The organism is Pseudoflavonifractor intestinihominis, assembly GCF_040096055.1.
GTDB lineage: Bacteria > Bacillota > Clostridia > Oscillospirales > Oscillospiraceae > Pseudoflavonifractor > Pseudoflavonifractor intestinihominis.
This window is the reverse complement of sequence record NZ_JBBMFK010000023.1, coordinates 1-23714: the sequence shown is the minus strand read 5'-3', so window position 1 is coordinate 23714 and position 23714 is coordinate 1. Positions and strand designations below refer to the sequence as shown.

Here is a 23714-nt window from a genome sequence, read left to right as displayed (position 1 = left end):
AAAGGAGTTCTTGATGTCATACTTTGTTTCAGATGTAAAAAAGATATATAAAAACCGATTGGTACAAATTACTCTGTTACTTTTCATAATTGTTGCTGTATCTGATCCTTTGTTTGTGCGTTTCGTATATGGCGGACAGCCGGGCTTTTTTGAACAAGTGGGCGCAAATCCTTTTCAATTTTGGCTGCTGATGAACTCGTCTGGCTGGGGGCATACCGTATATCGGACTTTGCTGTTTGTGTTTCCTGTTTTATCAACAGGTCTGATTTTCTTTAACGAGAGGAAAACGTCAATATATGAGCTGCTAATAGTCCGAAAAAGCAGGACACAGTATTTGATTTCAAAAATCGGTTCTGTTTTTATTGTGACCCTTTTTAATTTTCTGCTGATCTTCATTGTGAATTTAATAGTGACGCACTTATGTTTTTCCGCAGATGCACCTCTGACGGAACAATATAACTTTCTTATTCCAAAAGAAGAAACATTCGCAAGAAATTTGTATCAGATTAGCCCGATCATGATGGAACTGGTATATAGTTTTCTCAATGCCTTGGCGATTGCGTTGATGTCTGTTTTAGTTCTTGGAATACACATGATTTTCCGATTTCAAAATCGCTTAATCGCTTTTCTGGCACCGTTTCTTATCCTTTATGCAGTCAACTATGCAGAGGGATTGTTACTTGCGAATTATATGCAATATAATCTGTCCATCATTATCCAGCCCAGAGCAGCCAGCGCCCTTTCCACCTGTATTACTACGGCTGATATAATGCTGGTCTTTGCTTCACTTTTTGCTGTTGATGTCATAGTGGCGTTCATTGGATGCCGCAGGAACAGGGATGCCTTATGATTGTACTATATCGGAAATTCTTAGTTTATGCAGGTGGGTGCTTGTCACTATTTTTGGCAATGCTTTTCTGCCTGACTATGTTTGCTGATGGGCAAAGCACATGGTTTTCAAACCTTTTTTTCGACAAATTAGTTGTGTTCCTTTTAACGCCGCCGTTTATGTTTGGGGCACTGTTAATAGACAGAAGTATGATGCCAGTTACAATCATTCGCACTAAGGGAAGAATACACGCGCTGATTTTACAACTGCTTCAGCAATACTTTTTGGGATTTGTATATTTAACGGTCTGGTTTATCCTGATAATATTCTTTTCCCTTTTTAAGTTTGGGAGCGTATTTTCCGGCTCAGATGCGATCCGTATTTTATCGTGGTATGTTCGCTTCCTGCTTGGGTTTCTAATTATGGTAAATGGCTCTGTAATCTTGAAAAAGAGTAACAATAAGCTGATGAAATCTGCCTCATACATTATGGTATATCTGATTTTCGTATTAGAAGTGCTTACGATTATCCCGGAGCTGGATCAACAATTTGGAATTGAAATAAACCTTGTGTTTTCATGGATGTTCTGCAATGGAACAATGTGGGTTATTGCCATGCCGGTCATTCTGATTATCCTGACAGGTGCTTTATTGGTCGTAACTCAGAATGAGGATATTTTTTAGTATCGAAGTAGGAGGAAGCTAAATGAATATAAAGGTCGAAGCACTATCGAAAAAGATAAATGGGGCTATGGTTCTTAAAGATATTTCCTGTGAATTTGCAAGCGGGAATATTTATGGTATTGTCGGAAAAAACGGTAGTGGCAAAACCATGCTGTTGCGTGAAATTGCCGGGCTGATTCGCCCTACAAAGGGCAGTATTTCAGTGGACGGCAAGATACTACATCACGATATTTCTTTTCCGCCGAATTTGGGGTTAATAATCGAAAAGCCGGATTTTCTGAATTATTTGACCGGCTTTGAAAACTTGAAAATACTGGCAGAAATTAGGCATCGTGTCACTGATGATAAAATTAAAGACCTAATGAAAAAATTTTCGCTGGAACCAAATTCTAAACAGACTGTCAAAAAATACTCTCTTGGTATGAAGCAGAAAATAGGGATTATTCAAGCGATTATGGAGAACCCCGATATTTTGATCTTGGACGAGCCGTTTAATGCTTTGGACGAGGATACGGTTTTACTTGTGCGTAATTTATTGCTTCAATACCGCAAAGACGGAAAATTGATTGTTATTACTTCTCACCACAGAGAGGATATAGATGCAATATGTAATCACATCTATCGTATGGAGGAAGGACAACTAATTGCTGCAAATTAAGTGTGCAAACTCTATTCTTGAAATGTCACAGGATTGTGACATTTCAAGGCGTTTTAATAGGAAATTCAAGAACCATCGTGACATTTCTGCGAGGATTTACCTTTACAATGGAACCATCAAAAAGAAAGGTGGTAGAACTTATGACTATTTTACAGACAACAGATTTGAAAAAATACTATGGAGACGAGCCGAACATTACAAAGGCTCTGGACGGCGTTTCTCTCTCGGTGGAACTCGGAGAATTTGTCGCCATTGTCGGCACATCCGGCAGCGGCAAATCCACACTGCTGAATATGATTGGCGGTCTGGATGTTCCCACTTCCGGCAAGGTCATTGTGGATGGCAGAGATTTATCTACTCTGAATGACGAGCAGCTTACCATTTTCCGCAGACGGAAAATCGGCTTTATATTCCAAAACTACAACCTTGTCCCTGTCCTCAACGTCTATGAGAATATTGCCTTGCCCGTGGAACTGGACGGCGACAAAGTAGATAAGAAATTCATGCAGGAAGTCGTTCGGATGCTGGCCTTGGAAGATAAGCTGAACAATATGCCGAACAATCTTTCCGGCGGCCAGCAGCAGCGCGTGGCGATTGCCCGCGCACTTATTTCAAAACCGGCTATCGTGCTGGCAGACGAACCGACGGGCAATCTTGACAGCCGGACGAGCAGCGATGTTCTTGGCCTGCTGAAAGTCACCAGCCAGAAATTCCATCAAACGCTTGTCATGATTACCCATAACAGCGAGATCGCCCAGCTTGCAGATCGGATTATCCGTATTGAGGACGGGAAAATCATGGAGTGAGGGGGTGCCGTAGATGAATGATATTTTGTTTGGCAACAATAACATGGCCGTTATCAAACGCCTTTCAAAGAGATATTTTAAGAAAAACAAAGTGCGGAATATCGCAGCAATTTTAGCCATTTTTCTGACTGCCTTCCTGTTTACCTCTATTACATCCCTTGCGTTTAGTATGGTATCTTCGCTTCAACTCTCCATGCAGATGCAAAAAGGAAGTAAGGCAGACGGTGACATTCGATATATGACCGAAGCACAATATGAGCAGCTTATCAACAGCGATTTTGTTGAACAGGCCGGATGCAGGCGGGTTATTGGTTTTGCAACAAATTCGCCCGGACACAGCATTGAAATTGATTATGCCGACGCCATCCAGCAGGAATTGACTTTCTGTGTGCCGACACACGGGGATGCTCCGCAAGCGGCAAATGAGATTTCCACCAGCGATCTTGCTTTGGAAGCCTTGGGAGTGGAAGCCGAAATTGGCGCACAGGTTCCCGTTGAATTTGAGTTGCGGGGGCAGACCTATCATTTCGATATGGTTCTTTCCGGCTGGTGGGAAGCAGCGAACGATGTTAGCAGCCTAATGATCGTGTCAGAGAGTTTTGTTGAGGAAAACCCAGATTTATTCCGTAACACCTTTGCCGAAGATAGAGAAATGGCTGGCACCTATCTGTCCGATGTCGTTTTGAAAAACAAGACAGATGTAAGGGGACAGTTACAAGAGTTTGCCCGTTCTGTCGGCGGGAACACCGACGATATGAGTGCAAGCAATTATATTCTCTGTGCAGAGAACGATGTAACCGTACAATCCATAGATCCGCTAATGGCAGTTGCCGTTGTAGGATTTGTTCTTCTCTTTATGGCCTGTGGGTACTTGCTGATTTATAATATTTTCGATATTTCTGTCATGCAGGATGTTCAGCAGTATGGGCTTCTTCGGACAATCGGATGTTCTACCCGGCAGATCAAAAGGCTGGTGAACCGTCAGGCTGTTTGGCTGACGGTGATTGGTCTGCCCATCGGCTTGGTTGCAGGATTTCTCGTGAGTTGGGTGCTGCTCCCCGTTGTCACGGAGTTTTTAAGAGCTAACTATTGGGACACAGCCGAAGTATCGGTATCTCCGCTGATTTTTGTGATAGCCGCCCTGTTTACCATCGTGACTGTATTTATCAGCACCCGGAAACCCGCAAAAAAGGCAGCAAAGGTATCTCCGTTAGAGGCGATCCGCTATACCGGGCAGGAAAATATCAAGAAGAAAGAAACAAAACGGACACATGGGGCAAAGCTGCCCCGCATGGCCCTTGCAAATTTAGGACGGAGTAAGCGGCGCACAGTTTTCATTGTGATTTCCATGCTCTTGTGTATTGTCTTGCTTAATTCTGCTTTTGTAATTACTCAAAGTATGGATGAAAATAAATGGATCAGCCGTCAAACAAAAACAGATTATACTGTCTACAATTCTGTTGCCGTCAATCAAACTGCTCCGTTTATGTATCACGAGGATGGACTGCCTTTGGCTGTGCCGGAATTGATAAACCAACAAGCCGGAGTGGAAAATGGGCGATACTTGTATCGGAACACCATAGATGATACAGATGTGACGGTGGATTACGGTATTGATTATACTTTCTTAGGAACTGAAACCAATGAAAGAGGACAGACTGATGCTTATGGGGACAGAGCATCTGTAACGATTGTACCAGGCGACGAAAATCAATGGTATGGAAATGTTTTTGGCGTATCGGATGCATTTTGGGATGATATAACGATTTATGACGGAGAGAAAAATAGTGACACGCTCAAACAGAAGATGCACACCGGGGAATATGTGATTGTCGGATATCAAATGGATTTTCAGACTGGTCAGCCAGATTTTATGCCGTTTGGAAAACAGTTTCAGATGGGGGACACTATATCGTTTTATAAAAATGGAGAGCTGGTAAAAACCTGTGAGGTTCTTGCAATCGCCAATCTTGCTGCTAATGAATTTGAAACCTCTGCGGGTGCTCTCTCTGCTGCGCGCATAGGTGGGGACGCGCCATTTGTTTATATGACAGATGAAATGTTCGGACAGCTTTATGATACCCCCACTCTATTCAGCTATGGATTTAATGCCGCAGACGGTTACGAGCAGCAGATTGACGGATTTCTGAATGATTTTACAAGCAACAATTCGTCTGTTTCCTATACTTCTACGGCGCTAATGAAACAGCAGCTTGCTTCTGTCGGGAATATCGTATTGCTTGTAGGTGGTATGATTGGTGTGATTATGGCTTTTGCCGGGTTAATCAACTTTACCAATATGATGATTACCAACATTATCACCCGCCGCCATGAATTTGCTACCATGCAGAGCATCGGCATGACAAACCGCCAGCTCCGCCGCATGATGATCTATGAGGGGCTTTACTATGCGGGAGCCGCCGATATAGTCGGTATCATTTTTGCAGTTATGATTGGCTTGACCGTCCTAAAAAGCGTTTTGAACTCGCCCTCCATGTGGTTTTTCACGCTGCATTTCACTTTGGTTCCGGCATTGATTATCGCACTGGTATATCTGCTCTTGGCGGCGGTGATCCCGGTCATTGTCCTGCGCTTCTTCAACAAAGGTACTGTTGTGGAACGCCTGCGGACATCGGAATAAGCCTTCCTGTCTACGCATTTAGGCCGGTAAAAAGCCCACTATTTCAAGGCTTTCACGTCATGGTCGGCGGGCAGGTGGGACAGATTATCCAATCCTCACCAGAGAGGGCTTCTAAATGCGTAGGAAAATGTTTCCGCCGCTGGTATTTCTGCCGGTTCTGTGTTATGCTGATACAAGCATAAAAAAGACAGGAGTGGACAGGATGGCCGAACAGGAAATGTTGCTGGACAGCGCCACGATCAAGGCCGCCGTCGCAGGCGAGAAGTGGGCTACGGAAAAAGTGATTGAACACTATGCCCCCATGATCGACGAGCTGGCTGTGGACGAGGATATGAAACAGCACTTGATTATGAAACTGTTGGAAGCCCTACCGAAATTCCCGATGGAGCAGGCATAAAGGCAGAAAAACAGCGCCGGACGCAGAGGCCATACAGCCCCCGCGCCCGGCGCTTCGTTATGTTTTATTTACTCGTCTGTGAAATGGAACTGGTACGCCTCAAAGTCGGCGTCGGTCATGGTGTCCAGCTTGGCAAGGCTCTGGCGGGCCAGTGCCGCCATTTCCCCGTCCATATCCGGCAGCGCGGCATGGAGCTTCGCCATCGTCCTGCGCCGGTCGGCATTGTGATACAGACAGATCAGGTTTTCTTCCTCCACATTAAACTGCATTGTCATACCTCCAATTCGTTTTTCTTGGTGCGGGCCGGGGCCTTTTTCGGGGCTTGGGCCTGTTTGGTTTCGGATAGCTGCTTTCGGATGGAAGCGCGGGGCCGCCGCACTTCCTTGTCCCGGTTCTCGTCTTTGCCGATCATGGCATATATCCCATGCCTGTCCCTGATGCCGGTAAACACCAGCGATTTGTAGGGCAGCATGGAAAAGAGGCGGTCAGTGTCCTTGCTGGACGCGATCTGCGTAAAATAGGGGGACAGTTCCACCATGAAATGCGTCTTGTTGGGGCTGTTGGGGGCTGGCAGGTCTTTCAGCCCAGCCACGATCCGCTGTGCTTCTGCCAAAATCAGGCTGTCATGCAGGGCCGTGACGTGGGCTTTGAAGTCGCTGGGGGCAAGCTGCTCCCGGCCTTTCTGCTCCTGCCGCAGCACTTCCCGCAGGTTTTCCGGCTCATTGGGTTTTGCCTCATACCGTAGGAACGCCCCCAGCTTGGGGTCAGGCCGTCCGTCAAAATACAGGCTGGCGGGCTGTTCCCGGTTGCCCTTTTCATAGTGTAGGATGATGGTGTCGGCCTGTACCGCCTCGGCTGCGACGTGCCGGAAATGCCGGGGATAGTCCAGTTCATAGAGATTGCCCCGTATCTTTCCGCCCACCTTGCCGGTCAGTTCCACGGCGTAGGCCAGAATACGGTCGCGGGTCTGCTCCCCATAAAAGCGCCATGTGTTGTGCTGCCGGGTGTCTTGCAGGAAAACGTCGCGCTCCCGGAAACAGTACGTCCCGGATGGGCGGGACATCCACAGCAGCGTTTTGTCCTCGGCCCTGTCGCTGGCGGCGGCCTGCCGGATGATTTCTTTGTCAATCTCAAAATCATTGCGGTAAAAGGCGGTGTTCTGGCGCATAAGCTGTTCCAGCGCGGCCAGCACATCCACATTTTCAAATCTGTTCACGGCCTACACCTCCAATTCTTTTGATTTTTCCCGCTGCGGCGGCTTTTTGGCCTGTTCCTCCTTGGCGGCTTTAAGCTGCGCCCGGATGGACGGCTTTTTCTGGCGCTGGGCGGTCTTGGACGCCGGGCGGGTCTGCTTCGGCTTCTTGTCCTCGGCCTTGGCTGCCTCGGCCACATCGAAAAGGGAAATCTGTTCCCCGGCCTTTGCTCTGGCTTCCAGTTCCCCCATCGACGGGGCATTGTTCAGGGTGCCGTCAATCATGTTGTAATTTTGCTCGGTGGACATTTCAGCGGTCTTGATGGGGCTTTCCTGCATAAACTCCGGCACAGGGGTAAACCCGATGCTGTCACAGTAATGGGCTTCCTCCTTGCCGCCGCGATTTACCACAACAACGTCCGAAACGGACAGGCTGTGTCCCCGGAAACCAGCGGGCCGGTCGTCGGCATTGAACGTGCGGTAAATATCCTCCAACGTGGTCTTTTTGTCCAGCGGGGCCGTGTAGACAAGCGCATAGTTTTTCCTGTCCACGGTCAGCCCTGCGGCCTGCAATTCCTCATAGGGCCGATAACGAAAGTCGCGCCCCTCCGGGCCAGCAGGCACTTGATAGATGGAAAAGGTGTCCCGTTCCGGCTGGTCGGCGCTACGCTGGGCCAGCGTTTGTTCCGCCCGTTCCCGCACATCCTCCCGCAGCGGCAGCGCGTACAGGCTCGATGCGGAAGAAAAGCCCACATTGTTGAACACATAGTCCACATCGGTTTCTTTCAAAGCTCCTGCTGTGAAGTAGTCTGCCCGCGTGGGGGTGTCGCTCACCTTGCCGTCTGCAATATCATGGCTCAATCCCGTTTCCAGATGGGTGCAGATTTTTCCGTCCACGGCCAGCGTCACATAGTACCAGCCGATATAGCCGCCGGTCTGCTCGTCGGCCCCGTCATTAAACTCCACATTCAACAGCGTGTAGGGCTTTAGGCCCTTTTGGGCGGCGATCTCGTTGTCCTTGGCTTCCCTCTGCAACAGAACAGGCAGGGCGGCTTCCTTGGTGGCCTGCACGATCTCCGGGTTAAAATGCACCAATGCACTGTTGACACATTCCGTCTGTACCTTTACGGTTTTGGCCTTTGGCGTCAGGTGGTTGCCGATGAACAGGGAAGCGCCGTTATCAAAGTGGATGGACATATCACTGGTGCCGCGCCATTTGCCGGTACAGGGGGACGTGCGGATTTCGCCGGTCTTGCAGCCAAACGCCTGCGCGATTACATCAATCTTGCCTTGCAGGGGCAGGTCTTTGTAGCGGTCAGCGATTTCCACCGCCTTTTTCTGCAAATCAGTCAAGGGTTTGTCGGCTGCCTTTTCCTGCGGCTCGGCGTCGGCCACATCATCCTGCGCCGGTTCCGGCTCTGGTGCTGCCTCCTGTTCAGGGGCCGGTTCCTGTGGCTGCTCCTGTTCCTTGGCGTACAGCTCCTTGACGGCTTCCTGCGTCAGCTCCCCGGTGTTGAGCTGATCCAGCAGCTCCCGGCATTTTTCTTCCGTCCCGGCATAAAGAACCGCCCCGATTTTTACAGTGCCGTCCGCCTGCGGGACATAGGCTTGCAGCAAATACAGGTTTTCCGGGCTGTCGCTGCGGGTGGCGGCGTGTACCCGATAGACACATTCCTCCGGCTCGGCTTGGGCCTGTGCCATCTGCGCCTGCTGCTGCCGGATGCTGCTGCGTTGCAACTCCGTGGGCTTCTCGCCGGTAAGAGGCTGAATACTTGAAATGCGGTCGGCGGCGTAATAGGCGTTCCCATTCAAAAGCCGCTGCCATGCCCCGACGCTTGGCGCCCATCGGAAGCCGTGTTCTTTCAACTGCTGGCGGGCGTCGGCGTCCGGCTTATCTTCAAAGAACACCTGCAAACGGCTCTGTTCCCGGTTGGCCTCCACATGGCCGCCCTCAAACTCCCAGCCCACATAGACGGTTTCTCTGGCGCGGGTCAGGCTGTCGATCCGCTGCCGGATGCGGCGGATTTCCGCGTTGTTGTTAGACAGCTCCCAGCTCTGAAAGGGTTTCTTTTCATAATGCCAGCCGGACACCATAGCCGCTTTCAGCTTTTCAAGATTTTCAGGGGAAAGGTGCGGGCAGCCGTCCAGCGTACCGTGTTTGCGGTAGTAAGCGTTCACGGCTTTCATGGTTTCCTGCGCCTTTTCCAGACCGGCCAGCTTCTTTTCCAGCTTGGGGATGGCCTGCGGGTCGTCCTGCCGGATGCCGCCCATGCCGGTACTGCGGATTTTATCAAGCAGCCCTTGGATGTACTGCCATTCCTGCATATTGCTGTCGCGGGCTGCGTTTTGTTTTTCTTTCTGGCGTACCGGGAAATTGGAACCACCGGCAATCAGGATTGAGGGAACACGGGCGTCAATGGCAAAACTGTGGTTCATGTTGGCGGCCAGCTTCCGGGCGTAGGTGTCAAGCAGGCTGTCGATTTTCTCATGGTACATGGGATCAACGCGCTTTTTCTGTGCCTGCGCGATTTCAAAGGCATTATCCACATAATGCCGGTACTCCGCCGTGGCGCTGCCGGGCTTGTAATCGGAATAGCTGTTCATCTCCTTGGCGCGGCGGGCTGCACCCTCATTGATGGAATAATAGTAGTCGGACGCCGCAGGCTCCTTTGTCGGCGGCTCCGGGGCTTCCTGCGGTTGCTCCGGGGCAGGCTCCGGCTCTGGTTCTGCCGGGGCCTCATAGCCAGCCGCCGCGTATTCCTCCACGGTCATACCGGCGTCAGCGGCTTCCTGCGCGATCTCGGCCTGTACCTGCGCTTTATAGTCCTGCAAGCTCTGGTCGAAGTCAGAAAGTTTCGGCGGCTCCGGCAACTGATACTGGCCCTGATTGAGAAGCGGGCGGCACTCCTTGACGTAGTTTTCCAGCGCCCCATAGTAGGCTGTTTCCTCCGGCGTCAGGGTTTCGCCGGACGCCAGACGGGTTTGCGCCTCCTGTTCCAGCCGGGACAGGTTACAATGCAGCTCCATATAGGGGACAAATTCAGTCAGAAGCATTTCCCGCTGGGCCTTGTCTGCCTCCCATGCCTCCGGCCCCTCATGTTTCAGCACATGGTTTTTCCAGCTTTCATCCTGTGCGTAGTATTCGTGATAGCCCCGGATATGCTCAATCAGGGAACCGTCCCCGTCGCCAAAATCCTGCCGCCCCTCGTAGTTATCCGGCTGCCCTTGAAACGAGAAGTCAATGCGGAACTTGGTCTTGTCATACCAGCCCCCCGTGTAGTCGGGCTGTTCCCGTTCCAGCCGTTTGGAACTGTCCAGCGCCCCGAAAACGGCTTCGGCTTCATGCAGCGGCATTTGCTGGCCGTCTTTTAAGTGTGGGCTTTCACTCCAAATAATCGTGACAATCGGCTCCGCTGCCGGGTCGTTAGCTATGGTCTGTTCCGCCCTTGCAACGGCAATCTCACTTTCCATCTGGCTTTTCACAAAGTCGTCCATGTAACCGTGTTGCAGTTCAAAGCCCTGTTTGCACAGACGGTTGATAAGCTCAATCACCTTATCGGTATCGCCCACGGCCTCGGCATACTCCATAATCAGGCGGCGTTCCCCGTCGCCCAAACGCGGGCCGTCCTTTTCGGCCAGCGCCACCAGCGCGGCGGCCCGTTCCACCGGGGACGCCTCCGGCATCAATGGTTTTTCATTCAAGAGGCCGTCAATCCCATTCCACGCCTGCGGCTCCTGCCGGGGTTCGGAAATATCGCTTGCCTGTTCCGTGGCCGCGTGTTCCTGCTGGGCCTGCCGTTCCTGCTGAAGCTCTAACAGGTGGATTTCCATTTCATTGATAAGGTCATTGGCAGCGGCCCGGATCGTTTCAAGGGACGCCTGCAATTCTTTCAAATCCCTGCCGGAACTCCAATTTGCAATGTACCCGAAAGAATAGTCCGACGTATCAAGCCCCCAATACTGGCATACCGCATAGGCCACGCTCTCGGCCTGCACCTCGCGGGTGGCCTTGTCCGGCTGTTTATCCTCCGCAAGATGGCTGTTTTTCTCATACAGGCGGGCGTGGGCGACTTCATGGATGGCAGTCTTTAGGGTCTGCAATTCGCTCATGCCCGCATTGACGGTGATCCGCTGTTCCAGATAGAGGCAGCGGCCCTTGGCTCCGTCCCAAACCGGCTCAATGGAAATGGCATAGGGCGACGATTTTTCCAAAGCCGCCTGCAAATCCTGAAACTGCTCCACGTCGCCGGACAGCATATCCACATGGGTCTTTGGAAGCTCCTTGCCCTCGGTCTGGCTTACGTCATACACTGATACCACACGATAGTCCGGCACCGTGATTTCCTGTTCCTCCATCACCGGCTTGCCGTTTTTGTCCTTGATGGGTTCGCCGGTGTCAGGGTCTTTCTTGGCAACGCGCTTTTTGACTGTGTAGAATTTAGGGGCTATGATTTTCAGCCCGGCTTCGCCCTGTTTTCGGGTGCGTTCAAATTCCGATTGCCATTTCCCTAAACCAGCTACCAGAGAAGCGTCCGGCTTTTGCAGGAAAATCAGCATGGTATTTCGGAAACTGTATGTGTGGAACTTGGACATTGAGGTGAGGTAGGCTTTATAATTCTCACTGTCCAGAACACCCCTCACCCCGGCTTCCAGCCTGTCGGTGATCTCTTTCATGTATTCGTCTTTAGTCATGCCTTTTATGATAATCGGGCCTGCCTCCGGCAGAACGGCGGCGGGGGCCGCCGGTTCGGTGCGAAAGGCTTCCCGGTCAGCCTCCGGCTGGGGATAGGCCATCACCCGGTATTCCTCCGGCACTGGCTGTCCCTCATAGACACGCTGCCATTCGTCGCCGCTTTTCACCAGATAGCCATAGTCGGTGAAAACACCATGCTCCGTATTGGCAATATGCAGGCCAAAGCGGGGCAGGAAAATCCCGGCTTTCCATTCCTCCGGCATATCCACCATGCCGGAACGGTTCAGGTAGTAGTCCCCCAACTGGCCGGTGCCGGTGACATCCGGCAGATGTACATAGAAATCCACGTTGTCGGGGTAGTCGATGATCTGGCCGATGCTGTGGAAGTCGCTCTGCGGGCTTGTCAGGGCGGCGTTCAGCTCCGCAAGCTCGGCGGCGTCCAGCTTTTCCAGCCTTGCGGCAAGGAAGTTCAGTTCGTCCACGTCGGCGGACAGCACCAGATCGCGGGGCAGCTTGACAGGACGCTCCTGCGGGCTTCGGTAGTCGTACAAGAAAAAGTCCTGCGGATTGTCGGCGCTGACGCCGATTTCTCGCAGGGCTTCTTGCAGCTTTTCGGTTGTGGTCGGCAAAGAAAGCCAAAGGCCCTTTTTGCCATGTTCATAACGCTGGCGGTTATGAAGCAGGATAGAAAATACTTCGCTCATGGGTTCCCTCCTTTCTCGGTCTTGCTCCATCAATTTCTGCATCAATTCGTAATCCTCAATGCTCATGTGGCCGTCATAGGTGTACGGGTCGATGTCATCCCCACGGTAGGGGCGTTCATAGAAAGGCAGTCCGGCAGCATGGGCTTTCTCCCGCGCTGCCTCCAACACATCCGGCGGCAGTTCGTCGCTGTGGGCCTCTATGAATGGGGAAATGTTGTTCAGGCCGTTGTCGTAGTGGTGTCGCACACCGGCAGCCAGCTCCGCCACGTTCATTTCCTCGGATAGATAGCCGGAATAGTAGCCGTTTACCACAACGGCCTGTGGGTCGGCGGCCTGTATCTCTGTAAGCCGCGCCCTGTCCTCTGGATAAAGGGTGTCGTCCAGATCAAGGTGAAACGCCTCCGCCTGCCAGCTCCGGCCCTCGCGCCAGAACGCCAGCCATGCAATGCCGTTTCGCAGGTCGTCTTGATACTCTGATACCATGTCCCTAAGACTTGCCATCGGCAGCCCTCCTTTCTGAAAAAATCAAGGGGTTTGGGGATATGCCCCAAAAAGCAAAATCCCCGGCCCGGCAGGGTGGGCCGGGTCAGGGATTTGCCGGAAGTGTGGCTACACTTCCTATGCTTGCTGTTTTTTAGTTTTTGTCCCTCCGTTCAATGCGATAGTTGACGTATTTCCCGCCGGTATCGGCCAGAAGTACCGTCCCGTCGTAGGTTTTCCCGGTTTTCATGGAGCGCAGGCCCTTTACCTTTGCCTTTCCGTCTTTGAGAAGCGCGGCGGCGATTTTCGGCGTGAACGCCTTGCCCCGTTCCTCAAAAAAGCGGTCATTCTTCCACATGACAAACTGGCAGGCCCGGTTTCCGCAGTAATAGTTCTTCTTGCCCTCGTAGACGCTTTCGCCGCAGCGGGGACACTTGCCAATCGCCACGCGCTCGGCCTGAAACAATTTCTGCGCGTCCTCGCTGATCTGCGAATAGCCGGAAATCAGCCCCCGCGTCATTTCCTCAATGCCAGCCATGAAGCCCTCCGGGTCAGCCTCGCCCTTGGCAATGGCCGTCAGCTTGGTTTCCCATTCAGCGGTGAGCTGGGGAGAGGTCAGCACATCCGGCAGGACGCAGGCAAGGTTGTGGCCGTCCTTGGTGGGAAGAAGCTGCTTGCCTTTCCGTTCCACAAAGCCCATCTGCACCAGCTTTTCCAGAATGGAAGCGCGGGTGGCCGGGGTTCCCAATCCCTGCCGCTCGGCGTCCTCCGGCATATTCTCGGCCCCGGCCCGCTCCATAGCCGACAGAAGCGTATCTTCGGTGTAGGGCTTCGGGGGTGTGGTGAAATGCTCGGTGATAGAAGCCTCCACCTTGTCAAAGGTCTGGCCCTCGGTGATCTCCGGCAGCTCCCGCGCCAGCTCCGGCGCATCCTCGTCGGCGTCGGTCTTAAACGACGCCCTGAAACGGCGGTCAATCTCTTTCCAGCCCGGCGTCAGGATGGTTTTGCCCTTGGCGGTAAACTCTTTCCCGGCGCAGGTGAATGTGGCGGTGACGGCCTCAAACACATGGGGCGCGGCCACAGCACACAGCAGCTTGCAGCACACAAGGGACAGCAGTTTCTTTTCGCCCTCGGTCAGCCCGTCAAAGCCTTTTTGCACAAACTCCATTGTGGGGATGATGGCGTGGTGGTCGCTCACCTTTTTGCTGTTCAGCACCCGTCCAAACTGCGGGGCAATGTCAAGGCCCGCCGCAAAAGGAAGCAGCGGCCACAGGCCGGACACGATGCTTTCCGCCGCAGGCTGCATATCGTCGGTAAGATACTGGCTGTCGGTGCGGGGATAGGTCAGCAGTTTCTTTTCATAAAGCTGCTGGGCGTAGTCAAGGGTCTGCTTGGCGGTAAATCCAAACAGGCGGTTGGCCTCCCGCTGCAACGTCGTGAGGTCGTAGAGGCGGGGCGGCTGCTCCGTCTTTTTCTCCCGCTTCACCGATACACAAACGGCCTGCGCTCCTGCACAGGCTGTCTTGGTGGCGTCGGCGTCGGCAGCACTGGAAACGCGGTCGCTGGCCGCCTCCATGCCGCCCGCCGCGATATGGACAACGTGATATTTTTCTTTTTTGAAATTGTCGATTTTGCTTTCCCGGTCAACCAGCATTTTCAGGGTAGGCGTCTGGACACGGCCCACGGTCAGGGTTTTGTGGTAGAGGATGGAGAAAAGCCGGGTGGCGTTGATCCCCACCAGCCAATCGGCCTGCGCCCGGCACAGGGCCGATTGATACAGGTTGTCATAGTCGGCCCCCGGTTTCAGGTTGGCAAAGCCCTCCCGGATGGCGGCGTCCTCCATGCTGGAAATCCAAAGCCGTTTGAACGGCTTTTTGCAGCCCGCCATCTGGTAGACGAAACGGAAAATAAGTTCCCCCTCGCGCCCGGCATCAGTGGCGCACACAAGGCCGTCCACGTCGGGGCGCTCCATCAAAGAACGCAGGATGTCAAACTGCTTTTTCTTTTCGTCCGGGATGATGTACTGCCATTCCTGCGGCAAAATCGGCAGGTCGTCATAGGCCCATTTCTTATAGCGGGGGTCATAGGCCCCGGCGTCGGCAAGGGAAACAAGGTGGCCGATGCACCAGCTCACCAGATAGCCGTTCCCCTCCATATAGCCGTCCTGTTTCTTGTTGGCTCCGATGACGCCCGCAATGCTGCGGGCGACGCTCGGTTTCTCTGCGATCACTAACTGATAACTCATTCTTCCTCCTCCTTTTTCGGTTCATCTTCATCCAGCAAATAGTCGTCTAACGGTCTGGCCTCCACCTCGCCGGTGTCGTCGTCCACCTCCGGGGCCGGTTCGTCCTCGTCGTCGTCCTCGTCCTCCCCGAAGTCGTATTCGTCCAGATCGTCATTGCCCTTGGTACTGGCTTTCGGCTTCTTAAACTTGAAGAAGTAAAGGGCCGCGCCGCCGCCAATGAGCAGCACCACAAGGAACACAATCAGGCCGCCCATGCTGTTTCCGGCTTCTTCCGGCTCGGCGGTTTCTGCCGGTTCCTCGTCCTCCGGCGCTGCGCCCACACAGGCCGTCAGGTTGTTTTTGCAGACCGGGCAGGCGGTGTTGACAGCCCCGGCCTCGCATTTCTCCGCACAGGTGCAAACCTCCGGCTCCGCCTCGCCGTCCTCCAACAGTGCTTGCAGGTCGGCGTCGTCCACTTGGTTGAGAAAATGGACGGATGTTTCCTTGTCCTCGTTGGCCCGGTCGATCAGGATATAAAAATAGTTGCCTGCCTTGGTGGTAACGGTGATAAGCTGTTTATCGCCGTAGAAATCATCCACCAGTGCGGCGTTGCCCTCCGGGGTGACGGGTACGCCCTCCGGCTCCATCTCGATCCCCCCGGTGGTGGGTTCCTCGGTTTCCTCCGGCACTTCTTCCGGGGCCTCCGTGGTTTCCGGCAGCGGTTCCGGGTCAGGGTCAACGCCCCCGGCAAAGGCGGTGGTGGAAAAGGCCGCGAAGCACAGCATAACGGCCAGCGTCGCGGCAAAGGTACGGATGATTTTCTTATTCTTCATCGGCATTGTCCTCCTGTTCAAACTCCGGCTGCGGGGCCGGGGGTGCCTGTAAAGCGCCGCCGCGTACAAAGGCGGCGAACTCCTGCGGGGTCATGTTCAGGCCGCGCACAAGCTGGACGATCTGCAAATTCTCCTGCTCGGTTTTAGCCGCTTCCAGCTCCCGAAGCTGCTTTTGCAGCTCCGCGATCTTGGTTTTGGTTTTTTCAATATCCCGTTCGATACGGTCAAGTTTGTTGGTTGCCATAGTCAAAAACTCCTTTCGTCAATGGATTGTTCATAGCGGTATTTCATCTGCGCGGGGTAAAGGTCAGCGGCAGGTCGGCGGCTTCCCGTCCAGCGTTTTCCGCCAGCCAGCCCCGCGCATTTCCATCCGGCGGCCCGCAGGCTTGCGCCGCTTTCCGTGTCGAGAATGTAGGTAATGATTTTCCGATAGCCCATAGCCCGCGCCGCCCGCCATGCGGCGGCATAAAGGAAGCTGCAAGCGTTTTTGGTGCCGTCTGTACAGAGCCGGTTGACTTCCAGCGTCAGGCCATTGTCCAAATAGCGGCTTACAGGCCGCCCCACAATGGCGACGCCAGCCAGCCGTCCGTCTGCCATGCAGCCGATAGAAAACTTATGGCCGACAACCGGCTTATGGTGCCGGTGATAACGGGCGACAAAGGCGTTGGCCTCGGAGAGTGAAACAGGGGTCAGGCTCAACATAGGCCGTCCCCCCTTATGGCAGTCTGCCGTAGCAGTAAAGATGTTGCTGCCAGTAGCTTGAATTAAGGTTCGTGTAACTGATGGGGTCGCCGCAATGCAACATCACGGAATTACCCACATACAGCCCCACATGGGACACGCCGGGGGTGTCGTAGGTGCCGACGAAAAACACAAGGTCGCCGGGCTTGGCCTGCTCCGCCGTGACAGGGGTACAGATGTTGTAAAGGCCCTGCGCCGTCAGGCGTCCCACGTTCCAGCCGGAATGATTGATTACCCAACTGATAAAGCCGGAACAATCAAAGGAAGTGGACGGGCTGGAACCGCCCCACACATAGGGATAGCCGACGTATTTATCCGCCTCCGCAATCATGGCCGCAAAGGTTTCATCCTCCAAAGCCTCCGGCGGGATTTCGTAGTAGGTCGGCTCCTTGACGGTGGATGCGTTGGGGTAGCTGCCAGAGGGGAACAGGTCGGGCCGGTTGCCTAACGTCTGCATATAGGCGGCATAGAAGCTCAACTGTTCCTCGTTCATAATGGAAACAGGCAGATGGGACAGGTCGTTGTTTACCAGTTTCACGTTGCAGATGTAGTAGGTGTATGGCACTTCCACCTCATACTCGTTGCCCTCGCTGTCCGTCCTCGTTTCGGTGCGGTAGCGGGTTTCCGTTTCAATGGTCTGCGTCAGGGTGTATTGCAGCCCAAACAGCCGGTCAAGGTCGCCCTGTACTTCATCCAGCGTATAGGCCCCGCCGTGAAGCGCCGACAGGATAGAGGTCAGCACATAGGGGTCATGGCCGATGTCGTCCAGATCATAGCGGTACTCGTCGTAGCCGGGGTGCAGGCTTTCGTAGTTATCAAGCTCATGCTGCAAGTCGGCCTCCAACTCCGCGTAGGCAGCTTCGGCCCCCAGCATATCCGCGTCCTCGGACAGATAGGACGTAGCCGCAAGCCCCGTCCCGGTGCCGCCAAACATGGCGGTGCAGGATTGCAGGCCGCCCATAATCATCAGCAGCAAAAGGCCCACGCCGCCGATCACCAGCGCCCCTTTCCAGTGGCGGGCCACAAAGGACGCGGCCTTTTCACTTTTCTTTGCGGCTTTTTTCGCGGCTGCGGCGCTGGCCTGCGCGGTCTTGGCGGCGGCTCCCGCCGCGCCCTGTGCCGTCTGGCCTGCGGCCCTCGCTGCCTTGGCATAATCGCGCTTGATTTTCTGTTTCTGCCAGAACCGGGACACGGGGTTGCTCACCGCCTGCGCCAGCTCCGGGTTATCCCGCAAAGATTTCTGGTAGATGTACTCGGCGTTGGCGGCAATGGATTTCCGTTCCGCCTTGGCTGCGGCCCGGTAGGGTTTGAGCTTATGGCGGCGGATGCCGCTGCGGATGGCCTTGCCCGCCTGCCGTTCCGCAAGTTCCTCCCCCTTGTGGCCGCCCTCCACGCCCACGTTTTCATGCTCAACTTCGTGGATTTTGCCGTGGACGAACAGCCCGGCTTCCTGAACCGGGCGGCTCATGGGATTGGGCTTTAGCTGGGGCGCGGGCTTCTCCACCTTGTCAAAGCGCAGCTTGGTTCTGGCCCTGCCGGATGCCTCGTCATAGACGGTTTCCTTGGTGACAACGCGCTTTTTTGGCAGCGCGTCTTTGGCGGCGTCCAGCTTATCCGCCTGTTTCTCTGCCTTGCGGACGTACTTGGAAAGCCGGGGGTCGGCCCGTTCTGCGGCGGTAAATTGAAGCCGGGAAGATGGCCGGTGCAGGGCTTCGCCTGCCTCCGTCACCACGTCCCCGGCGTCCTTGACCGCCTGTTTCGTCTTATGGCGGTCGCGGATGTCCCCGGCCCGTTCCAGTACCTTTTCCGCAGCGCCGCCCGGCTCGGCGGTATATTCCTGCTCGGCCTCCCGGCTGGACACGTTGACGCTCTCGCCGGTGGTCTGGTTATCCAGCGTCAGCCCGTCGCGGGTCATGCGTTGCGTCACCTTGTCACGGGGTTTTAAGGGTTTCATGGCGGTTCACCTCCTTTGGCGGCTCTGTGCCTCATACCGTGGCCCCCTCGCCTAACCGGGTCGTCATAATCCTGTAAAGCTGGGTGTTCTGCGGGATGGGGTTCTTAAAGGGCAGGATGACGTTCTCGTAAATCAAAAGCCCCTCGCCGGGTTCCGAATTGTCCACATACCGTAGCTGCTGTGGGGAAATGTTCAGCCGTTCCGCAAGGATTTTCCGGTCGCCGGACGCCTGATTGAGAAGGCAGATAAAGTCGCTGTTCTCCAAAATGTTTTCAATCTCAGGGGAAGAAAGCAGGTCTTTCACGTTCTGCGTGGCCCCTGTCGGGACGCCGCCCCATTTTCTAAACCGCTTCCAAATCTCGCAGGAAAAGGCCGCCGTCTGTTCCTCCCGCAAAAGCAAATGGAACTCGTCGCAGAAATACCACGTCGCCTTGCCTTGGCTGCGGTTCTGGGTCACGCGGCCCCAAATCTGGTCTTGGACAATGAGCATCCCCAGCTTTTTGAGCTGCTTGCCTAATTCCTTAATGTCAAAAGCCACAATGCGGTTTTCGATGTTGACGTTGGTGCGGTGGTTAAACACGTTCAGGCTGCCGTTCACATACAAATCAAGGGCCTGCGCCACCCGGTCGGCCTCCGGGATATGCTGCGCCACAAGCGCCGCGTGGAGATCGGACAGGATCGGCATATTTTCCGGGCGGGGGTCTGCCAGATAGGGCCGGTAGATCACCTGCACCGCCCGGTCAATCACCGTCTTTTCGATGGCTTCCAGCCCGTTCTTGCCGCCCATGACAAGCTCACAGAACGACAGCACAAAGTCGGATTTTAAGGCCAGCGGGCTTTCATCCTCCGAATAATTCAGGTTGATGTCCAGCGGGTTCACATAGGATTTGCTGGTAGGCGACAGCTTTACCACCTGTCCGTGGAGCCGCTGCACAAGGGGGTAATACTCGGCCTCCGGGTCACAGATATACACGTCGTCCTGCGTACAGAGGAACACGCTCAAAATCTCGGATTTGCAGCTCATGGACTTGCCGCTGCCGGGCGTCCCCAGCTTCAATCCGTTGGGGCAGCGCGCCCGTTTTCTGTCCAGCATAATCATGTTGCCGGTCTTGGCGTTGATGCCGTAATACATGGCGTTGCCGCCCTGAAAAAGCTCCTGCGTCACGAACGGGACGAACACGGCCACGCTGGAAGTCGTCAAAGAACGCTCGATCTTGATGTGGCTGGCCCCCAGCGGCAGGCTGCTCATAAGGCCCTGTTCCTGCTGGTAGTCCAGCCGGACAAGGGAATTGTTGTACTTCTGCGCCACGCCAGAGGCCCAGAAGATTTCGTTCTCCAACTTCTGCCGGGTATCGGCAGTGTTCAGCACCAGAAAGGTGATCTGGAACATCCGTTCATTGCGGCTTTGCAGGGTTTTCAAAAGCTCCTTGGCGTCCTGCCCGTAGGTGGCAAGGTCGCTGGGAAGTATGTCCATGTCATAGCCGCTGCGGACGGCCCGTTTCTGTTCCTGTATCTTCATGGCGTCAAGGTCGGTGATTTTCCGCTTGACGGTTTTAATGGCCTCTCCTTGGTCGATGGCCTGCACATGGAGATTGACGACAATGCCGTTTTCCGTGTTCAGGAAGTCGGCCAGCATTTCGTCCGACAGCTCCGGGGAGAGGATTTGCAAAAAGCTCACGGCCCCGTACTTGCCGCCCAGCCCGAACATCCGGGCATTGCCGAAGCGGAACGAGGACGGGGCAATGAAATCCTTGGTGGAAAGCCCCGATGGGGCCAGCCATTTCCAGTCGAATTGAAACGGCTCCCCGTCCGGGTGGAAGATGCTGTGCATGACTTCCAGCCGTTCTTTTGCGTCCAGCACCCATGCCACGGCCCCCATCGTGCGGAAGTACCCCAGCAGGTCGGTTTCAATCCGGCGAAGCCTTGCGCGGGCCATTTTCAGGCTGTCGGCCTCAATGGTGAAGGTCAGGAACTTGCGCTTTTGCAGGCCGTTGTTGCCTTTCACAAGCTGGTCTTGCAGGATGCCGGAATACTCCGCCCGGATGTCGTCGAAGTCGTCCCCCTGCGCCTTGATCTCAAAGCTTTTGGCGTACTGCTTGGGGTCGATTTTGCGGTTGATAAAAGAAAACTGGACGTGGATGGAAGCGTCCAGATAGTTGTAAAGGTCGCACAGGTTTTCAAAGACAGCGGTTTTCGTGTCGGCCTGCGCGAGCTGATAGCTGATGTCCAGAAATTCAATGCACTTGGAAAACGTGTTGGCCGTCACCCGGCACACGCCGTCCTGATACATGGCCTCATAGGGGATGCTTTCCTGCGCCGAATGGGGCCTGCCGTCGCCCTTATATTTGCGGATGATGGCCTGAATTTCTTTCTTTTCGGCGCGGGTGAGCTTTACCGGCGTCTTTGGCTGCGGCTCTTGCTTTTGCTTTTTGGACAATGGCATTTACCTCCTTTTCCATTTGGTGCTGCCGCACAAGGGCAGAGTAAGCGTTGTTGGTCTGGTAGGGCCTCTCCTTTGGCTGGATGAAGCTGCACTGGATAATCTGCCAAACCACCACTTCAAGGGGCTGGCCGTGGCGTTCGTACAGGGCCAGCAGGAAGCCGGGGAGCATGGCGAATACCATAATCAGCGCGGCGGCGCTGGTGGGGACGCGCCCCCGGATCAACAAAAAAAGCGGGACGCCTACAAGAAGCGCACCGCCAAAACAGATCAGTTGCCGTTTTGTCAGTCCCAGTACCACCTTGGATTTCACGCGGGTTAAATCCTTGGGGACAGTCACATAAGCCAAATATCATCACCTCATTTCCATACCGCCGCCCAGCAGCTTTTTCACCGGCTCATAGTCCGAAAAGCTGGGGATGGCGTAAAACAGTCGTTTGTTGTTCACCCACCGCTGTAAGTGCCGCGTGATGGGCGGGGCTGTGGGCCTTTCGTAAATCATCACATAGGGGTCAAAGCCCATCTGCCGCAGCGTTTCCACCCGGTACAAATCCTGTTCGTGGGTGCTGCCGTAGTTCGTTAAAAGGTACACCCGGCGCAGCCGTGGGTTCCTGATGGAAGTCCACTCCAAAAACTGCCGGAAATACCGGGTCAAGTCCTCGTCAGGGTTATCCCATGCAAAGTGAACGGCCTTTGTCCGTACCTGATTGAGCAGCGCCACGTTGTCGCGGGTTATCAGGCGGATGTCAAGCCCTTGGGAAAAGTCCACCAGCGCCCGGCTCCCTGCAAGCTGCAAAAGCAGGCTTTCATGGTCGGGGCAGGCCAGCAGGTTTGCGTCCATCAGCTTGATTTCCCGCTGGCCCCGCCAAAACTCGGACAGGTCGGCCACCTTCCGGCTTTTGCGGCCCTCCTTGCCGCCCACGATGCAAAACCCGCAGCCTCTTGGACAGCCACGGCTTAAAAATCCGTAGGCGGTTTCGGAATACTGCGGATAAAGGGAATAGTCGGGATAGCTGTGTTCGATTTCGTCCGGCAGGTCGGGGCCGGGGCCGTAGCCTGTGCCGCCTTTGATTACCTGTCCGGCGTTTCTGACCGTGATGCTGTCCTTGGAATAGGTGTCGGTGAACACCCGGCTTTTATACACCACGTCAAAGTAAAATAAAGGGTTCCAGAAGCATACCTGATGGCCCTGCGCCTTATGGTAGGCGGACAGCTTCATCAGGCAGAGGTTCGGGAAGTTGTGAGAGTCCACGTCAATCAGTCCGATGCGGATATGCGTCACCTCCCGTCAATGGGCTGTGAAAACTGCTTTACTGATGCTTCCCGTCTTAAACAGGCAGAAGCACAAAAGCACTGTGTAGCCCATGCAGCCCCAAATCGCGCCGGAAATGTCCTCCGCCGTCCCGATTTCCTGTATCAGCACCGCATAGATGCCGACGACAACCATAATCAGGAACGCTTGGAAGCCCAGCGCCAAAAGGGATTTCAGATAGTTTTGGCCCATGCCGCGCCACTCCGCGTTTCCCAGCGTGGCAAGGGGGATCGGCCCCAGCGCGGTCACGGCGTATATTTCAATCATTCTCCCGTAGGTCACAAGGAAAATGCAGATGGATAGAATGTTCATCGTCAGCCCCACAACAAGGGTCTGGAACCATAAGCCCAGCAACGGCCCAATGTCCATTGCTTCAAGGCGGCTTTCCAGATCGGGGAGCAGCGTGTCAAAGTCAATGCTGGTTTCTCCGATGATTACCCCGGCGCTCTGGTTGACGACGGCTTGTGTGGCGTCGAAAACGCCCATGACGATATTCCATGTGTTCGTCACAATGAGGATGGCAAAGGCAGATTTGAACATCCAGCGAAAGAACATAGAGCTGTCGAAGTCGTGCATATTGTTTTTCTCGACGATCATCTCGATTAACTCATAGCACATGACAAGGGCAAGGATGGCCGCCGCTATGGGGACAATCACCGTTTCGGACAGGGATTGCAGCATACTAAAAATGCCGCCGTTCCATGCCTGCGGCGTCGTCCCCACGTCGGAAGCGATTTCCCCGACTTTGGTATTTACCGTGTTGAACAGGCCGGAGAGGTTGCCCATAATGCCGTCAATTAAAATGCCTTTCAGCCAATCCCCAATGAGATCACCTATCATGCGGGTACACCTCCTTTCCCGCGCCCTCCCGGTTCAAACGAGAGGGCGCGGCGGGGTTTATTTCAGGTTTCATGCAGCGTCAGAAGTTACGGTTCGGACAGGGATGGGGCCATCAGCCCAGCAGCCCGGACAGCAGGGGAACAAGGGTCAGGCCGATCAGGGCAACCCCACCTCCCGCGACAAGCTGCTTGACGCCCTGCGATTTTACTTATGTGCGATAAAGAAGTAATAGAAGTGTAAAAAATTTTGCCGTTCCTATCCGGCACTTGCGCATTGTGTCGGATAGG

Annotated in this window: 17 protein-coding genes and 2 pseudogenes; 6 read left to right on the top strand and 13 right to left on the bottom strand. The window is 54.2% G+C overall.

What is annotated here, in order from left to right:
• Positions 1-13 precede the first annotated feature (13 nt).
• The 6 genes from WMO64_RS12745 (at position 14) to WMO64_RS12720 (ending at position 6014) form a co-directional block, all read left to right on the top strand.
• Positions 14-850, top strand: coding sequence for a hypothetical protein (locus WMO64_RS12745; protein WP_349232216.1), 837 nt, complete (start codon positions 14-16; stop codon positions 848-850).
• Positions 847-1512 (top strand): hypothetical protein, encoded by a 666-nt coding sequence (locus WMO64_RS12740; RefSeq protein WP_349232215.1) that lies wholly within the window; start codon positions 847-849, stop codon positions 1510-1512. Before WMO64_RS12745 ends, WMO64_RS12740 begins: the two co-directional genes overlap by 4 nt.
• A 22-nt stretch (positions 1513-1534) precedes the next feature.
• Positions 1535-2170, top strand: a complete 636-nt coding sequence (locus WMO64_RS12735) for an ABC transporter ATP-binding protein (RefSeq protein WP_349232214.1) — start codon at positions 1535-1537, stop codon at positions 2168-2170.
• Positions 2171-2310: 140 nt separating this feature from the next.
• Entirely contained in the window at positions 2311-2976 is a 666-nt protein-coding gene (locus WMO64_RS12730; RefSeq protein ID WP_204750605.1) for an ABC transporter ATP-binding protein, read from the top strand.
• A 13-nt stretch (positions 2977-2989) separates the two neighbouring features.
• Positions 2990-5617 carry an ABC transporter permease gene (locus tag WMO64_RS12725; RefSeq protein WP_349232213.1) on the top strand — a complete coding sequence of 876 codons (2628 nt, stop codon included), beginning with the start codon at positions 2990-2992 and terminating at the stop codon, positions 5615-5617.
• 202 nt (positions 5618-5819) lie between these two features.
• Positions 5820-6014, top strand: coding sequence for a helix-turn-helix domain-containing protein (locus WMO64_RS12720; protein ID WP_349232212.1), 195 nt, complete (start codon positions 5820-5822; stop codon positions 6012-6014).
• Positions 6015-6082: 68 nt separating this feature from the next.
• Here the strand turns inward: WMO64_RS12720 and WMO64_RS12715 are convergent, their stop codons facing one another.
• The 13 genes and pseudogenes from WMO64_RS12715 to WMO64_RS12655 form a co-directional block, all read right to left on the bottom strand.
• On the bottom strand, positions 6083-6283 hold the full coding sequence (locus WMO64_RS12715; RefSeq protein WP_349232211.1) for a transposon-transfer assisting family protein: 201 nt from the start codon (positions 6281-6283) through the stop codon (positions 6083-6085).
• Positions 6284-6285: 2 nt separating this feature from the next.
• Positions 6286-7230 (bottom strand): hypothetical protein, encoded by a 945-nt coding sequence (locus tag WMO64_RS12710; RefSeq protein WP_435412071.1) that lies wholly within the window; start codon positions 7228-7230, stop codon positions 6286-6288.
• Between the two features lie 3 nt (positions 7231-7233).
• Positions 7234-13089 (bottom strand): annotated as a pseudogene (locus tag WMO64_RS12705) (LPD25 domain-containing protein); the annotation flags it as partial.
• Positions 13090-13237: 148 nt separating this feature from the next.
• Complete coding sequence (locus WMO64_RS12700) at positions 13238-15328, bottom strand: DNA topoisomerase 3 (RefSeq protein ID WP_349232210.1); 2091 nt, start codon at positions 15326-15328, stop codon at positions 13238-13240.
• Positions 15325-16140 carry a DUF4366 domain-containing protein gene (locus WMO64_RS12695; protein WP_349232209.1) on the bottom strand — a complete coding sequence of 272 codons (816 nt, stop codon included), beginning with the start codon at positions 16138-16140 and terminating at the stop codon, positions 15325-15327. Before WMO64_RS12695 ends, WMO64_RS12700 begins: the two co-directional genes overlap by 4 nt.
• A complete protein-coding gene (locus WMO64_RS12690; protein ID WP_349232208.1) occupies positions 16130-16384 on the bottom strand; it encodes a DUF4315 family protein in 255 nt (84 codons plus the stop codon). The genes WMO64_RS12695 and WMO64_RS12690 overlap by 11 nt, the downstream gene beginning before the upstream one ends.
• Before the next feature lie 2 nt (positions 16385-16386).
• Positions 16387-16842 (bottom strand): XF1762 family protein, encoded by a 456-nt coding sequence (locus WMO64_RS12685; RefSeq protein WP_349232207.1) that lies wholly within the window; start codon positions 16840-16842, stop codon positions 16387-16389.
• A 13-nt stretch (positions 16843-16855) separates the two neighbouring features.
• Positions 16856-18835 (bottom strand): C40 family peptidase, encoded by a 1980-nt coding sequence (locus tag WMO64_RS12680; protein ID WP_349232206.1) that lies wholly within the window; start codon positions 18833-18835, stop codon positions 16856-16858.
• 31 nt (positions 18836-18866) lie between these two features.
• On the bottom strand, positions 18867-21278 hold the full coding sequence (locus tag WMO64_RS12675; protein WP_349232205.1) for a VirB4-like conjugal transfer ATPase, CD1110 family: 2412 nt from the start codon (positions 21276-21278) through the stop codon (positions 18867-18869).
• Positions 21175-21624, bottom strand: a complete 450-nt coding sequence (locus WMO64_RS12670) for a PrgI family protein (protein ID WP_219082612.1) — start codon at positions 21622-21624, stop codon at positions 21175-21177. Before WMO64_RS12670 ends, WMO64_RS12675 begins: the two co-directional genes overlap by 104 nt.
• 6 nt (positions 21625-21630) lie before the next feature.
• Positions 21631-22494, bottom strand: coding sequence for a radical SAM protein (locus WMO64_RS12665; protein ID WP_219082614.1), 864 nt, complete (start codon positions 22492-22494; stop codon positions 21631-21633).
• A gap of 69 nt (positions 22495-22563) precedes the next feature.
• Positions 22564-23427 (bottom strand): VirB6/TrbL-like conjugal transfer protein, CD1112 family, encoded by an 864-nt coding sequence (locus tag WMO64_RS12660; protein ID WP_208037803.1) that lies wholly within the window; start codon positions 23425-23427, stop codon positions 22564-22566.
• 112 nt (positions 23428-23539) lie between these two features.
• Positions 23540-23632 (bottom strand): annotated as a pseudogene (locus WMO64_RS12655) (Maff2 family mobile element protein); the annotation flags it as partial.
• Between the last annotated feature and the right edge of the window lie 82 nt (positions 23633-23714).